Below are 14,856 nucleotides of genomic sequence, written 5' to 3' on the forward strand. Positions count from 1 at the left end.
GACGATCCATCCCGATCGGCGACGCGTCTTCCTAACGTCGGCGGCATGACGCGCACCAGCCGTATCCAGGGTCTGCGGGACCTGTCCTTCGCGGCGCGCCGGGAGGCGGTGGCGAGATCCGCGGAGCTCGACCTCGACCGGCTCGCGGCCTTCGACCCCGCGCACGGCCTCGGACTCGACCTCGCCAACCAGATGATCGAGAACGTCGTCGGGATCCTGGGCGTGCCGCTCGGGGTCGCGACCAACGTCGTCGTCAACGGTCGCGAGATCCTCGTGCCGATGGCCACCGAGGAGGCCTCGGTCGTCGCGGCGGCGTCGAACGCGGCGAAGATCGCCCGGGCGCGGGGCGGCTTCACGACGTCGTCGAGCTCGCCGCTGATGCAGGCCCAGGTGCAGATCCTCGGTGTCCCCGACCCCGAGGCCGGCCGCGTCCGGCTGCTCGAGGCACGCGACGAGCTGGTCGACCTGGCGAATGCGCAGGACCCGCGGCTCGTCGAGCTCGACGGCGGCGTCCGCGACGTCGCCGTGCGCCTCGTGCCCACCCGCACCGGGGTGCACGTCGTCGCGCACCTGCAGGTCGACGTGCGCGACGCGATGGGCGCCAACGCCGTCAACACCATGGCCGAGGCCGTCGCCGCACGCGCCGGGGAGATCGCCGGCGGCCGCACCCTGATGCGCATCCTGACCAACAAGGCCGACCTGCGGCTCACGCGCGCCCGCGCGGTCTTCCCCGCCGAGGCGCTGGGCGGCGCGCAGGTCGTCGCCGACGTCGTGCACGCCGCCGCGCTCGCCGAGGCCGACCCGTACCGCGCCGCGACCCACAACAAGGGGATCCTCAACGGGGTCTCCGCGGTGGTGCTCGCGACGGGCAACGACACCCGCGCCGTCGAGGCCGGCGCCCACTCGCACGCCGTGGCGCCCGACGGTCGCTACACCTCGCTCTCGCGCTTCGAACAGGACGCGGACGGCGACCTCGTCGGCACGCTCGAGCTCCCGATGCCGGTCGGCCTGGTCGGCGGCGCCACGACCGTCCACCCGACGGCCCGGGCCGCGGTCGAGCTGCTCGGACCCCGCTCCGCGAGCGAGCTCGCGGAGATCGTGGTGGCGGTCGGCCTGGCCCAGAACCTCGGCGCCCTGCGCGCGCTCGCCACCGAGGGCATCCAGCGCGGACACATGTCCCTGCACGCCCGCAACGTCGCCTCCACCGTCGGCGCCACCGCGGACGAGGTCCCGCACGTCGTGGCGCGACTCGTCGCCGACGGGCGGGTGCGGGCCGACCACGCCGAGCAGATCCTGGCGGACCTGCGGGCGCAGGGGTGAGGGCAGCGGCCTCGATCTTTGGATGGCCGGCGAGACCCCGACCGGCGTGGGCGCGGCAGGATTCGAACCTGCGACCGACGGCTTGTAAGGCCGTTGCTCTTCCGCTGAGCTACGCGCCCGGTCCGGAGCGAACGGGGAGTTCGTGCGCCTAGAAGCCGCGAACAGCCCGTTCGCTCCGAAGGGAGGTCAGGCCGCGAGCTTCTCCAGCTGGTCGCGCCAGCCCTGCTGGTCGCGGGCGTCGCCGGGGCCGTTGCGCTCGAGGAACTGGACGATCCCGTCCTTGTCGACCAGGAACGTCCCGCGGAACGAGAAGCCCAGGTCGGAGCTGAACACGCCGTACGACTCGCCCACCGCGCCGTGCGGCCAGAAGTCGCTGAGCAGGGGGAACTCGTAGCCCTCCTGCTGTGCGAAGACCTTGAGCGACCAGGTGGTGTCGCAGGAGATGGCGAGGATCTGGACCTGGTCGTTCTGGAACGCCGAGAGGTCGTCGCGCACCGAGCAGAGCTCACCGGTGCAGATGCCGGAGAACGCGAAGGGGTAGAACACCACCAGGACGGCCTTCTGGCCCCGGAAGTCGCGCAGCGAGATCTCCTGGCCGTCCTGGTTCTTGAGCGTGAAGTCGGGGGCCTGCGAGCCCACCTCGACGGTCATGTCGACCTGTCTCCTGTCCGTCCGGTGACCGAGCCCGGTCAGCCTAACGACCTCCGGGACCCGGCAGGACCACCCCGCCGCAGGTCACCGGCGACGCTGGGCGGCCTTCGGCGGAACGAGGCGGGTGGCGACCCAGCCCTCGGACAGGCTGATGTTCGAGGTCTGCGAGAGCCCGGCGGTGGGGGCGGCCTCGGCGATCTCGGAGGGCTCGACGTGACCGTCGTTGCCGGTCTTGGGCGTGAGCACCCAGATGACCCCGTCGTCGGTCATCGGGGAGCGCGCGTCCATGAGGGTGTCGACGAGGTCGCCGTCCCCGTCGCGCCACCAGAGGAGCACGACGTCGACGACCTCCTGGGCGTCCTCGTCGAGCAGGTCCTCGCCGCAGCGTTCCTCGATCGCCGACCGCACCTCGTCGTCGACGTCGGAGTCCCAGCCCAGCTCCTGAACGATCATGCCCGGTTCGATGCCGAGCTTGCCGGCGAGATCGGACTTGTCCGAGTCTCCCGTGGCCGCGACCACGCGTGCTTCCCCCTTCTCACGCCTCGGGGCTCCGTGCGAGGTGCACGTCACCCGTATGAAGCGCCCAGCGAACACGCCGACCGCACGCCGCGCAACCAGCCACGCGGGTCGGGTGGTCTCGACGGGGTCCGGAACCCGCCCCGACCGTCCGCGGCCGGGCTACCGGTCGGTAGGCGTGACGCGCAGGAGACGACGGGTGACGATGGGGTGACCGCGGGGCACCAGAGGGACGGCGCCACCGCGGACGACCGGGCAGAATCGGTTCCGAAATCGGCCAGGGAGCCGCGATCCGGACCCGGCCGCGCGCCGTCGACGACCAGCGACAGGGAGAGCCATCCGTGACCACCCAGAAGGGCGCTGACAGGGCGACCGCGGACACCGGCCGGGTCCACATCATCCGCGACGGTCTCTCGTCGCACCTGCCGGACATCGACCCCGACGAGACGGCCGAGTGGATCGAGTCCTTCGACGCCATGCTCGCGGGGCAGGGCGAGCAGCGGGCGCGCTACATCATGCTGCAGCTGCTCCAGCGCGCCCGTGAGCGCCGGGTCTCGGTGCCGTCGCTGTACTCCACCGACTACGTCAACACCATCCCCACCGACCAGGAGCCGTGGTTCCCGGGCGACGAGGAGACCGAGCGGCGCTACCGGGCGTGGATCCGGTGGAACGCCGCGGCGATGGTGCACCGCGCGCAGCGCCCGGGCGTCGGGGTCGGCGGCCACATCTCCACCTACGCCTCGGCCGCGTCGCTCTACGAGGTCGGCTTCAACTGGTTCTTCCGCGGCAAGGACCACCCCGGCGGCGGCGACCACGTCTTCATCCAGGGCCACGCCTCCCCCGGCATCTACGCGCGCGCCTTCCTCGAGGGTCGCCTCGGCGCCCAGCACCTCGACGGCTTCCGCCAGGAGCTCTCGCACGCGGGCGCCGGCGGCGGGCTCCCGTCGTACCCGCACCCGCGCCTCATGCCGGCGTTCTGGGAGCACCCGACGGTCTCGATGGGCCTCGGCCCGCTCAACGCGATCTTCCAGGCGCGCTTCGACCGCTACCTGCACAACCGCGGCATCAAGGACACCAGCCAGCAGCACACCTGGGCGTTCCTCGGCGACGGCGAGATGGACGAGCCCGAGTCCCGCGGCGCCATCCACGTCGCGGCGGCCGAGGGCCTGGACAACCTGACCTTCGTCATCAACTGCAACCTGCAGCGCCTCGACGGGCCGGTGCACGGCAACGGCAAGGTCATCCAGGAGCTGGAGTCGTTCTTCCGCGGCGCCGGCTGGAACGTCGTCAAGGTGGTCTGGGGCCGCGAGTGGGACCGGCTCCTGCACGCCGACCGCGACGGCGCGCTGATCAACCTGATGAACACCACGCCCGACGGCGACTTCCAGACCTACAAGGCGAACAACGGCGCCTACGTCCGCGAGCACTTCTTCGGTCGCGACCCGCGGACGAAGGAGCTGGTCAAGGACATGTCCGACGACGACGTCTGGAACCTCAAGCGCGGCGCCCACGACTACCGCAAGGTGTACGCGGCCTACCAGGCGGCGATGGAGCACCAGGGCCGGCCGACGGTGATCCTCGCCAAGTCGATCAAGGGCTACACGCTCGGCCCGACGTTCGAGGGCCGCAACGCGACCCACCAGATGAAGAAGCTGACGCTGCAGGACCTCAAGACGTTCCGCGACGAGGTCCGCGTGCCGATCAGCGACGCCGAGCTCGAGCGCGACCCCTACCTGCCGCCCTACTACCACCCGGGCGCCGACGCGCCGGAGATCGAGTACATGCTCGACCGCCGGCGCCAGCTCGGCGGGCCGCTGCCCGAGCGCCGGCTGCGCAACAAGCCGCTGGTGCTGCCCGGCGACAAGGTCTACGACGTCGTCAAGCGCGGCTCGGGCAAGCAGGAGATCGCCACGACGATGGCGTTCGTCCGGCTCGTCAAGGAGCTCACGCGCGACGCCGAGGTCGGCAAGCGCGTCGTCCCGATCATCCCGGACGAGGCGCGCACCTTCGGGATGGACTCGTTCTTCTCCAACTTGAAGATCTACAACCCGGAGGGCCAGCTCTACACCTCGGTCGACCACGACCAGCTGCTCGCCTACCGCGAGTCCGAGGCCGGCCAGCTGCTCCACGAGGGCATCAACGAGGCCGGGTCGGTCGGCTCGTTCACCGCGGTGGGGACGTCGTACGCCACCCACGGCGAGCCGATGATCCCGATCTACATCTTCTACTCGATGTTCGGGTTCCAGCGCACCGGCGACGGCATCTGGGCGGCCGCCGACCAGATGGCCCGCGGCTTCCTGCTCGGCGCGACGGCCGGCCGCACGACGCTGGTCGGCGAGGGTCTGCAGCACAACGACGGGCACTCGGTGCTGCTCGCGGCCACCAACCCCGGGGTCGTCGCCTACGACCCGGCGTACGCCTACGAGATCGGGCACATCGTCCGCGACGGCCTCGCGCGCATGTACGGCGAGGCCGACCCGCACCGCGACCCGAACGTCATCTACTACCTGACGGTCTACAACGAGCCCTACCGGCAGCCCGCCGAGCCCGAGGGCCTCGACGTCGACGGCCTGCTGCGCGGGCTCTACCGCTACGCCCAGGCGCCCGGTGGCCCCGGGCCGCGCGCCCAGATCCTCGCGTCCGGTGTGGCCATGCCGTGGGCGCTCGAGGCGCAGCGGATGCTCGCCGAGGAGTGGGGCGTGCAGGCCGACGTGTGGTCGGCGACGTCGTGGGGCGAGCTGCGTCGCGACGGCGTGGAGTGCGACGAGCACAACCACGCCCACCCCGACCTCGACCCGCGCACCCCGTACGTCACCGAGGCCCTCGCCGACGCCGCGGGCCCCGTGGTGGCGGTGTCGGACTGGATGAAGGCGGTCCCCGACCTGATCCGCAAGTGGGTGCCCGGCGACTACACCGTGCTCGGCACCGACGGCTTCGGGCTCTCGGACACGCGCCCCGCGGTGCGGCGGCACTTCGGCGTCGACGCGGAGAACATCGTCGCCGGCGTGCTCGCCGCGCTGGCCCGTCGGGGCGAGGTCGGGCGGGACACCGTCGTCGAGGCCGCCCGGCGGTACCAGATCGACGACCCCCAGGCGGCCGGTCCGCAGACGTCCGATTCGGGCGTGGCGTGACCGTTCAGTGACCGTTCGTCGCGGGGTTGGTGGTCGGGGCTGGCAGACGACCCCGTCCTTCCGGATAGGCTGTCGGCGTCGCGCACCTCGGACGTCCCCGGACGATCCAGGACGCGACTCCGACGTGCGGAGCCCGGACTCCAGCGGCGGATCTGAAGGCCGGGGCTGATCGACGCCTCGGGACATCGGTATGAGGAGCAAGAATGGCAGAAGGCACCGTCAAGTGGTTCAACAGCGAGAAGGGCTTCGGCTTCCTCGCTCCCGACGGTGGTGGCGCTGACGTGTTCGTCCACTACTCGGCCATCCAGGCCCGCGGCTTCCGCACCCTGGACGAGGGTCAGCGCGTCTCGTTCGACGTCGAGCAGGGCCAGAAGGGCCTGCAGGCCGTTCAGGTCACGCCGCTGTAAGCAACGCAGCGGAGTCACCTCACGAAGACGGGGGCGGTGCGTCGGGAGACGCACCGCCCCCGTCGTGTGTCCGGGGTCGGGTGGGCGCGCCGGCGCCGTTGAGTCGCGCCGGCGCCCGGGAGTTCGGAGCGAGGGAGTCCCTGAGTGCGTGGGAGGCAGCGGGGGTGACCTTCGCTCCTCCGTCGCCCGGCACCGCGCTCCCCACTCGCGCCGGGGAGTTCGGAGCGAGGGAGTCCCTGAGTGCGTGGGGGCAGCGGGGGTGACCTTCGCTCCCCCATCGCCCGGCGCCCCGCTCGCTCACGCGCGCCGGGGAGTCCGGAGCGAGGGAGTCCCTGAGTGCGTGCGAGGCAGCGGGGGTGACCTTCGCTCCCCCACCGCCCGGCACCGCGCTCCCCGAGCGCGCCGGGAAGTCCGGAGCGAAGGAGTCCCTGAGTGCCTGGGACGCAGCGGGGGTGACCTTCGCTCCCCCACCCCCGGCGCCCCGCTCAGGCGGTGGTGACGACGACGAGCTCGGCGCCGTCGGGGCCCGCGTCGAGGGCGAGGGGTCCCGTGCCCGTGATCTCCAGCGCGTCGCCCGCCCCCGCCTCGCCCGCCCCCGCGTCGCCCAGTGACCCGCGCGCGACGTGCACGTGGCGGAAGGCGCCGTCCGCGGGCTCCCACGCCGCCCCGGGACCGAGGCGCGCGATCGTCACCGTGACCCCCGGACGGCGCAGGTCGAGGACGAACGGCCCCTCGGCGAGGTCGGGGCGGTGGTGGGTCAGCGACGGCTCCCCCGCCGGCGGGTCGTCGAGACCCGGCGTCACCCAGAGCTGGAGCAGGTGCACCGGGCCGTCGTCGGCCGCGCGCTCGCCGTGGCGCCAGCCGGTGCCGGCGACGAGGTGCTGCAGGGTGCCGGCGGGCACGCGCGTCTCGCGGCCGTCGGGCCCGGTGTGGATCATCGTGCCGTCGAGCACCCAGGCGAGGATCTCCACGTCGCGGTGCTCGTGCGCGCCGTAGGCGACGCCGGCGTCGAGGACGTCGTCGTTGTGCGCGACCAGCGCGCCGAAGGAGGTCCGCTCCGGGTCGTAGTGGGCGCCGAAGGACAGCCCGTGGCGCGAGGACACACCGCCGCCGGCGCTCTCGGGACGGTCGCTGCGCAGGAGACGTCGGAGCGTGGGCATCCGTGGAATGCTCCCCGGCCATGACCAGCGCGGCAGCGCCAGGGCGGCGCAGCCCCGTGCGCGCCACGACCCTGCGGCGCCTGGAGAAGGCGTCCGGGGACCTCGCCGCCGCGGGCGTCGCGGCGATGGCCGAGCGGCTCGGGTGGTTCGGGCGCCTCACGGCCGAGCAGCGCTCCGGGGTCCTGCTGGTCACGCAGACCGGGGCGGCGAACTTCGTCGCCTGGCTCCGCGACCCCGACGCCACCCCGCGCCTGACCGCCGAGGCCTTCCGCTCCGCCCCGCTCGACCTCGCGCGCCGGGTGACGCTGCGCCAGACCGTGGAGCTGGTGCGCATCGCGATCCAGGTGTTCGAGGAGCGCATCCCGGACCTCGGCGCCGACGAGGCCGAGCGCGCCGCCCTCGTGCACGCGATCCTCCGGTTCGGCCGCGAGGTCGCGTTCTCCGCCGCCACGGTCTACGCGAGCGCCGCGGAGGCGCGCGGGGCGTGGGACGCGCGGCTGGAGGCGCTGGTCGTCGACGCCGTGGTGCGCGGCGAGGCGGAGGAGACGCTGCTGTCGCGGGCCGCGGCGCTGGGGTGGGACCCGGCGGCCGAGGCGACGGTGCTCGTCGGGGAGCCGCCCGCCGAGGAGCCGCCCGAGCCGCTGCACGCCGTGCGGCGCGCCGCGCACCGGGCGGGCGCCACCGTGCTGCTGGGCACCCACGGCGCCCGCCTCGTCATGATCGCGGGGCCGGGCGCGCCGCTGGCGGAGCTCTCGGCGTCCTTCGGGCCGGGCGCCGTCGTCACGGGACCCACGGTGGCCGGGCTGACCGGGGCGCACCGCAGCGCGACCGCCGCGCTCGCCGGCCACCGGGCGGTGCGCGCCTGGCCCGGGGCGCCGCGCCCCGTCGCCGCCGACGACCTGCTGCCCGAGCGCGTGCTCGACGGCGACGCCGAGGCCGTCGAGCAGCTGCGCCGCGACGTGGCGGCGCCCCTGCGCGCCGCCGGCGGGGAGCTCGCCGCCACCGTCGAGTGCTACCTCGACGCCGCCGGGGTGCTCGAGGCGGCGGCCCGGCGCCTCTTCGTCCACCCCAACACCGTGCGGTACCGCCTGCGGCGGGTGGCCGAACTCACGGGGGTGCACCCCGGCGACGCGCGGGGCGGACTGGTGCTGCGCCTGGCGATCGGGTTGGACCGTCTGCACCCGGACGGCGAGCCCGGGTGAGCGCTGAGCTGGGCGAACGGCGGTCGTCGCCGGTCTCGCGCCAGGTGTGTGACCCAGGGCATTGTGGGAACACGACAACGGTGACGGACGCGGTTTCGTCGTCCCGACGCCTTCGGAGGAGACCCGAGCCGTGATGAGGTGGCCCACGTGATCGCGATCCTCGCACCCGGCCAGGGCGCCCAGAAGCCCGGCATGCTCGCCCCGTGGCTCGACCGCCCGGAGGCCCGCGGGCGGCTCGAGACGTTCTCCGAGGCGGCCGGCCTCGACCTCGTGCACCTCGGCACCGAGGCCGACGAGGCCGCGATCGCCGACACCGCCGTCACCCAGCCGCTGCTCGTCGCGTCGGCGCTGCTGGCGTGGGACCAGCTGCGCCTGCAGGTCTCCGTCCCCGACGAGACGCTGGTCGCCGGGCACTCGGTCGGCGAGCTCGCCGCCGCCGCGATCGCCGAGGTCCTCGACGCCGAGCAGGCCGTCGCCCTCGCCGCCGTCCGCGGGCGCGAGATGGCCGCCGCCTGCGCCGAAGAGCCGACGACGATGGCCGCGGTGCTCGGCGGCGACGCCGACGCCGTGCTCGCCCGTCTCGCCGAGCTCGACCTCGAGCCCGCCAACCGCAACGGCACCGGGCAGGTCGTGGCCGCGGGCCGGAAGGAGGCCGTCGACGAGCTCGTGGCCTCGCCGCCCGAGGGCGCCCGCGTGCGCGCGCTGTCGGTCGCCGGCGCGTTCCACACCCGCTTCATGGAGCCCGCCGAGAAGGCGCTCGGCGCGTGGGTCGCCGAGCACCGCGGCCAGCTCTCCCCCGCCGACCCGACCCACCCGCTGGTCCAGAACGCCGACGGCGCCGTCGTCACCGACGGGTCGGAGATGCTCGACCGGCTCGTCGCGCAGGTCACGCGCTCGGTGCGCTGGGACGCCTGCATGGACACCATGCGCGAGCGCGGCGTCTCCGGCGTCGTCGAGCTGACGCCCGCCGGCACGCTCACCGGGATGGTGAAGCGGCAGATCAAGGGCACGCCGACCCACAACGTCAACACCCCCGACGACCTGGAGAAGGCCGTGAAGATGATCGAGGGCGGGGCGTGATGAGGCTGCAGCTCACCCCGCAGGCCGCCGGCGCCCGCCTCCTCGGGCTCGGCAGCATGCAGCCCGACCGGGTGGTCACCAACCACGACCTCGAGAAGATCGTCGAGACCGACGACCAGTGGATCCAGAGCCGGGTCGGCATCATCGAGCGCCGCTTCGGCGGCGACGACGACTCCGTGGTCTCGATGGGCGTCGAGGCCGGGTCGAAGGCGCTCGCCGACGCGGGCCTCGGCCCCAGCGACCTCGACGCGGTCATCGTCGCCACCTGCACCATGCCGAAGCCGATCCCCAACGCCGCCGCGCAGACCGCCGACCGCATCGGCGTCAACGGCATCGGCGCGATGGACCTCAACACCGCCTGCGCCGGCTTCTGCTACGGCACCGGCCTCGCCGGCGACATGATCCGCTCGGGGACGGCGAAGCACGTCCTGGTCATCGGCTCGGAGAAGCTCTCCGACTGGCTCGACATGAACGACCGCTCGACCTGCATCATCTTCGCCGACGGTGCGGGCGCGGCGGTGGTCGGTCCGGCCGCCACCGAGGAGGAGGTCGGCGTCGGTCCCGTCATCTGGGGTGCGGCCGGCGACCTCGTCTCCACGATCCACATCGACGAGACCGACGCGCTGCGCCAGGAGGGCCAGGCGGTGTTCCGCTGGGCCACCACGAAGATCGCGCCGGTCGCCATTCGCGCGGTCGAGGCGGCGGGGCTGCAGCCCTCCGACATCGACGTCCTCGTCCCCCACCAGGCCAACCTGCGCATCGTCGAGGCCATCGCGAAGCGCCTGCGCCAGGTCGGGGGCCGCGACGACCTGCGGGTCGCCGACGACATCCAGTACTCCGGCAACACCTCGTCGGCGTCGATCCCGATGGCCATCGACCACATGCGCGGCGCCGGACGCGTGAAGTCCGGCGACGTCGCGCTGCTGGTCGGCTTCGGGGCCGGCCTGTCGTACGCGGCGCAGGTCGTCGTCCTGCCGTGACCGTCCTGCCCTGATCTGTACGGTGCCCACCCGGGCACGACCCGCTATGTCCGCACGAGAAAGGGAGCCCGTGGCGACCAACGAAGAGATCCTGCCCGACCTCGCGAGCATCGTGGAGGAGGTGGCCGGCGTCGACGCCGCGGAGGTGACCGCGGAGAAGTCGTTCGTGGACGACCTGGACATCGACTCGCTCTCGATGGTCGAGATCGCCGTGCAGGCCGAGGACAAGTTCGGCGTCAAGATCCCGGACGACGAGCTCGCGAAGCTCACCACCGTCCAGGACGCCGTCGACTACATCTCCAACCACTCGTAAGGGGCGACGCGTGAGCAGCACCGGCCAGGGGGTCGTCGTCACCGGTATGGGAGCGACGACCCCGCTCGGCGGCGACGTGGCGACCACCTGGGACGGCCTCCTGGCCGGTCGCAGCGCCGCGTCGAAGATCGAGCAGGACTGGGTCGACACCTTCGAGCTGCCCGTGAAGATCGCGTCGCAGCTCGCGGTCGAACCCGGGGAGATCCTCAAGCGCGTCGAGGCCCGCCGCCTCGACCGCAGCGAGCAGACCGCGATCATCGCGGCCCGCGAGGCCTGGCAGCACGCGGACCTCGGCGACTACCCGGCCACCGAGGACGGGTCGCCGAAGGTCGACGCGCTGCGGCTCGCGGTCATCGTCGGCACGGGCATCGGCGGGGCGCTGACCCTGCTCGGCCAGGACGACATCCTCGAGCAGCAGGGCCTGCGCAAGGTCGCGGTCCTGACCATCCCGATGCTCATGCCCAACGGGCCGGCCGCGCACGTGGGCCTGGAGTTCGGGGCGGCCGCGGGCGTGCACGCGCCCGTCAGCGCCTGCGCGTCGGGCGCCGAGGCCATCGCCTGGGGCTGGCGGATGCTCATGGCTAACGAGGTCGACGTCGTCGTCGCGGGCGGCACCGAGGCCTGCATCCACCCGATCACGCTCGCGGGCTTCAGCCAGGCCCGCACCATGGCGCTGCGCAACGACGAGCCCGAGCGCGCCTCGCGCCCGTTCGACACCGGGCGCAACGGCTTCGTGCTCGGCGAGGGCGCGGGCATGGTGGTGCTGGAGCGCGAGGAGTTCGCCGCCGCGCGCGGGGCCACCGTGCACGGGCGCCTCGCCGGCATCGGCACCAGCGCCGACGCGTACCACATCACCGCGCCGGACCCCGAGGGCACGGGCCAGTCCCGGGCCGTCGCCAACGCCCTGCGCACCGCGGGCCTCGAGCCCGCCGACGTCGGCCACGTCAACTGCCACGCCACCGCCACCAACGTCGGCGACGTGGCCGAGACGGTGGCCGTGAAGAAGGCGATCGGCGACCACCCGGTGCTCACCGCACCGAAGGGCTCGCTCGGTCACCTGCTGGGCGCGGCCGGCGCGGTCGAGGCGATCGCGACGATCCTGTCGGTGCGCGAGGGGCTCATCCCGCCCACCGCGAACCTCGAGGAGCTCGACCCCGACGTTACCCTCGACGTCGTGGCCGGCGAGGCCCGCAAGACGAGCCTGGACGCCGCGATCAGCGACTCCTTCGGCTTCGGCGGGCACAACGTGTGCCTGGCCTTCACGCCCGCCTGATCAGCCCACCCGCCGCGCCGACGGGTCCCGCCACGACGGAGCGGGACCCGTCGACCCGGCCCGGCGCGACGACTAGCACGGTGTGCGCAGCTGGCTGCCCGGCCTCGGTTCGACGAGGCGGGGCGTGCCGCTCGCGGTCTCGACGACCGCGCTGATCTGCCAGCACAGGCGCTGGACGCGGACGTCGGGCGGGGCGACGGCGGGGTCCTGGGTGGTGACGTAGCCCAGGGGCACGACGATCTCCCCGCCGGCGACCGGGTCGAGGCGCCGGATGACCACCGAGCCCACCCGCTGGGTGCGGGCCGTGTCGGTGAACGTCGCGGGGTCGACGCGGGCGTCGGGCACGAGCGTGGCGCGGTAGGCGGCGAGGTCACCGGCGTTGCGCGCGTCGGTCCAGCGCTGCACGAGGTCGCGCACCGCGTCGGCCTGCGGATGGGCCGCGGCGGACGCGGAGAGCACGACCGTGGGCGGGCCCGCGGACCCGTCGCCGGGGAGGTCGACCCCGGCGAGCACCGGGCCGGTGTCGCCGACCGCGGACCGGCCGACCGCCGCGGCCCGGGCCCCGAGCAGGGCCCCGGCGACGACGAGCAGCGTCAGCGCCACGACGAGCACCACGGGCATGACGATCCCCGGGCGCAGCCGATCGGCCAGCGCACCGTCGCGGAACCGCCCGAGCATGCCGTCCAGCCTGCCAGCACTCCCCGACGGTCCCCGGGCGGGCGTCAGGTCAGCCCACCTGGTGCAGGCGTGCGGGCGCCACGCCGTCCCCGGCGTAGCGGAACTCCTCGAGGGCCGCGTCCCAGCGGGTGCCGAGGAGGTCGTCGAGGCGGCGGGTCAGCGACTCGCGGGTCGTCGCACCCGCGAGGGCGGCGCGCACCTGGTCCTCGCCGAGGACGATGTCGCCGTTCGCGCTCGTGCGCCCGTGCCAGAGCCCCAGCCCCGGGACGTGGCTGAAGCGCTCGCCGTCCGTGCCGGGCGAGGGGTCCTCGGTGACCTCGAAGCGCACCATGCCCCAGGCGCGCAGCGCGGTCGCCAAACGCGCCGCGGTGCCCACGGGACCGTCCCACGCCACCTCGGCACGCACCGATCCCGGTGCCGCGTCCTGCGCGGACCAGTCCAGTGCGACCCGGGCGTCGAGGACGCCCGAGATCGCCCACTCGACGTGCGGCCGGACCGCAGACGGCGACGAGTGGACGTAGATCACGCCACGGGTGCTCACTGCTGACCTCCGACTGAGACGAGAAGCGTCTTCCCCAACGTCCTCGTCCTCGGGCAGAGATCGAACCGATCGCAACCGGCGTGAAGTGTGCACCGTGATGCTCCTGTGGCGCCAGTGTCACCGATTCCCGGGCGTGTCGCGGTGCTCGATCCGTAGAGTCGTCACACCGTGACCGAGGATGACCGTCCGAGCACGGGCGGTGCCCGGTTCGGCGACGTCCTCGCCGATCCCCAGTTCCGCGCGCTGTGGGCCGCGCAGCTGCTCTCGGTCCTCGGCGACCAGGTCGCCCGGGTCGCGCTCGCGGTCCTCGTCTTCACCGACACCGGCTCCGCGGGGCTCACCGCGCTCACCTACGCCCTGACCTTCCTGCCAGACCTCGTCGCCGGGCCCCTTCTCTCCGGCATCGCCGACCGGGCGCCGCGGCGCGCGACGATGGTCGTCACCGACCTCCTGCGGGCGGTGTTGCTCGCGCTCATGGCGATCCCCGGGACGCCGTTCTGGGTGCTGTGCCTGCTCGTCGTCGCCGGCCAGCTGCTCGCCGCGCCCTTCGCGGCCGCGCGAGCGGCGATCCTGCCGCACGTGCTCACCGGGGAGCGCTACGTCGTGGCGTCGGCGGTGTCGGGGACGACGTACCAGAGCGGGCAGGTCCTCGGGTTCGCCCTCGGCGGCCCGCTCGTGGCCCTGGTGGGCGTGCCGGTCGCGCTGCTCGGCGACGCGGTCACCTTCGTGCTCTCGGCGGTGATCCTGCAGCTCGGGGTGACCGAGCAGCGAGTGACGACGTCGGTGGAGGGCCGCGCGGGGGCCGGGCTGCGCGACGGGGCGCGGATCGTCGCCGGCGACCGGCGGCTGCGCGCGCTCGTGGCGCTGGCGTGCGTGTCGGCGTTCGTGGTGACGATCGAGGGGCTCGCCGCGCCCTACGCGGCGGCGCTGGGCGGGGGGCCGGCGGCCGTGGGGCTGCTGCTGGCCGCGAACCCGCTCGGGGCGGCGCTGGGCATCGTGCTGCTCGCGCGCCTCGTGCCGCCCGAGCGCCGCGACCGGCTGCTCGGGCCGCTCGCGGTGGCGTCGTGCGTGCCCCTGATCGCCTCGGCGCTCGACCCGCCGCTCGCGGGGGTCGTGGCGCTCTGGGTCGTGTCGGGGCTCGCGTGCGCCTACCAGGTGCCGGCCAACGCGGCGTTCGTCGCCGCGGTCCCCGACGCCCACCGCGGCCAGGCCTTCGGGCTCGCGGTGACGGCCCTGCGCGTCACCCAGGGCCTCGGGGTGCTGCTAGCGGGCGTGCTCGCCGAGGCCACCGGCCCGGCGACCGCGGTGGCCATCGCCGGCGGGGTGGGCGTGCTCGTCGCGCTGGGGTGCGCGCTCGCCTGGACCCGCGCCCGAGGGTCCTGAGCGAGCGAGGGACGCCCTGGCTGCGTGGCAGGCAGCCGGGGCGTCCCTCGCTCCGCGGTGCGGGCGTGCTCAGTGGACGCGGCGCCGCACGTCGACACGTCGTGCGACGGAGGAGCAGGACGTGTCGAACCGGCTCGCCGCGACTCCTAGTGCCAGTTGGAGTCCCGGTGCCAGTTCGAGTCCGCGAGGTGCCAGTTGGAGTCCCGGTGCCAGTTCGAGTC

14 protein-coding genes and 1 tRNA gene are annotated in these 14,856 nt (G+C 73.9%); 9 read left to right on the forward strand and 6 right to left on the reverse strand.

The genetic code is table 11. The features are described 5' to 3' along the window. Positions 1-45: 45 nt before the first annotated feature. Positions 46-1,320 carry a hydroxymethylglutaryl-CoA reductase, degradative gene (locus tag PH190_RS24970; protein WP_274234240.1) on the forward strand — a complete coding sequence of 425 codons (1,275 nt, stop codon included), beginning with the start codon at positions 46-48 and terminating at the stop codon, positions 1,318-1,320. Positions 1,321-1,367: 47 nt separating this feature from the next. Here PH190_RS24970 and PH190_RS24975 read toward each other — a convergent pair. The 3 genes from PH190_RS24975 to PH190_RS24985 all read right to left on the reverse strand — a co-directional run bounded on the left by PH190_RS24975 (position 1,368) and on the right by PH190_RS24985 (position 2,490). Continuing rightward, positions 1,368-1,439: transfer RNA gene (locus PH190_RS24975), tRNA-Val, on the reverse strand. Positions 1,440-1,506: 67 nt separating this feature from the next. Then, positions 1,507-1,971 carry a peroxiredoxin gene (locus PH190_RS24980; RefSeq protein ID WP_274234241.1) on the reverse strand — a complete coding sequence of 155 codons (465 nt, stop codon included), beginning with the start codon at positions 1,969-1,971 and terminating at the stop codon, positions 1,507-1,509. Between the two features lie 84 nt (positions 1,972-2,055). Then, positions 2,056-2,490, reverse strand: coding sequence for a DUF3052 domain-containing protein (locus PH190_RS24985; protein WP_274234242.1), 435 nt, complete (start codon positions 2,488-2,490; stop codon positions 2,056-2,058). Between the two features lie 338 nt (positions 2,491-2,828). Here PH190_RS24985 and aceE point away from each other — a divergent pair, with 338 nt between their 5' ends. Together aceE and PH190_RS24995 are read left to right on the forward strand one after the other, a co-directional pair. Then, positions 2,829-5,618, forward strand: coding sequence for a pyruvate dehydrogenase (acetyl-transferring), homodimeric type (aceE, locus tag PH190_RS24990; protein ID WP_274234243.1), 2,790 nt, complete (start codon positions 2,829-2,831; stop codon positions 5,616-5,618). Positions 5,619-5,821: 203 nt separating this feature from the next. After that, positions 5,822-6,025, forward strand: a complete 204-nt coding sequence (locus PH190_RS24995) for a cold-shock protein (RefSeq protein ID WP_116710338.1) — start codon at positions 5,822-5,824, stop codon at positions 6,023-6,025. Between the two features lie 485 nt (positions 6,026-6,510). Here the strand turns inward: PH190_RS24995 and PH190_RS25000 are convergent, their stop codons facing one another. After that, positions 6,511-7,185 carry a pirin family protein gene (locus PH190_RS25000; protein WP_274234244.1) on the reverse strand — a complete coding sequence of 225 codons (675 nt, stop codon included), beginning with the start codon at positions 7,183-7,185 and terminating at the stop codon, positions 6,511-6,513. A gap of 20 nt (positions 7,186-7,205) precedes the next feature. Between PH190_RS25000 and PH190_RS25005 the strand changes: the two genes are divergently transcribed. The 5 genes from PH190_RS25005 to PH190_RS25025 all read left to right on the forward strand — a co-directional run bounded on the left by PH190_RS25005 (position 7,206) and on the right by PH190_RS25025 (position 12,033). Further along, positions 7,206-8,387 carry a PucR family transcriptional regulator gene (locus PH190_RS25005; protein ID WP_274234245.1) on the forward strand — a complete coding sequence of 394 codons (1,182 nt, stop codon included), beginning with the start codon at positions 7,206-7,208 and terminating at the stop codon, positions 8,385-8,387. A gap of 147 nt (positions 8,388-8,534) precedes the next feature. Then, on the forward strand, positions 8,535-9,467 hold the full coding sequence (locus tag PH190_RS25010; protein ID WP_274234246.1) for an ACP S-malonyltransferase: 933 nt from the start codon (positions 8,535-8,537) through the stop codon (positions 9,465-9,467). Then, on the forward strand, positions 9,467-10,447 hold the full coding sequence (locus PH190_RS25015) for a beta-ketoacyl-ACP synthase III (protein WP_274234247.1): 981 nt from the start codon (positions 9,467-9,469) through the stop codon (positions 10,445-10,447). Before PH190_RS25010 ends, PH190_RS25015 begins: the two co-directional genes overlap by 1 nt. A 70-nt stretch (positions 10,448-10,517) precedes the next feature. After that, positions 10,518-10,760 (forward strand): acyl carrier protein, encoded by a 243-nt coding sequence (locus PH190_RS25020; RefSeq protein WP_274201806.1) that lies wholly within the window; start codon positions 10,518-10,520, stop codon positions 10,758-10,760. 10 nt (positions 10,761-10,770) lie between these two features. Continuing rightward, positions 10,771-12,033: a beta-ketoacyl-[acyl-carrier-protein] synthase family protein gene (locus PH190_RS25025; protein ID WP_274234248.1), complete on the forward strand. Its 1,263-nt coding sequence runs from the start codon at positions 10,771-10,773 to the stop codon at positions 12,031-12,033. A gap of 72 nt (positions 12,034-12,105) precedes the next feature. Here the strand turns inward: PH190_RS25025 and PH190_RS25030 are convergent, their stop codons facing one another. Further along, positions 12,106-12,711 carry a hypothetical protein gene (locus PH190_RS25030; protein ID WP_274234249.1) on the reverse strand — a complete coding sequence of 202 codons (606 nt, stop codon included), beginning with the start codon at positions 12,709-12,711 and terminating at the stop codon, positions 12,106-12,108. A 49-nt stretch (positions 12,712-12,760) separates the two neighbouring features. Then, positions 12,761-13,252: a DUF3145 domain-containing protein gene (locus PH190_RS25035; RefSeq protein ID WP_274234250.1), complete on the reverse strand. Its 492-nt coding sequence runs from the start codon at positions 13,250-13,252 to the stop codon at positions 12,761-12,763. A 168-nt stretch (positions 13,253-13,420) separates the two neighbouring features. Here PH190_RS25035 and PH190_RS25040 point away from each other — a divergent pair, with 168 nt between their 5' ends. Next, the gene (locus tag PH190_RS25040; protein ID WP_274234251.1) at positions 13,421-14,635 is read left to right on the forward strand and encodes an MFS transporter; all 1,215 of its coding nucleotides are present in this window, start codon (positions 13,421-13,423) and stop codon (positions 14,633-14,635) included. Positions 14,636-14,856 lie beyond the last annotated feature (221 nt).

The organism is Actinomycetospora straminea (assembly GCF_028737255.1).
In the GTDB taxonomy this organism is placed as follows: Bacteria; Actinomycetota; Actinomycetes; order Mycobacteriales; family Pseudonocardiaceae; genus Actinomycetospora; species Actinomycetospora straminea.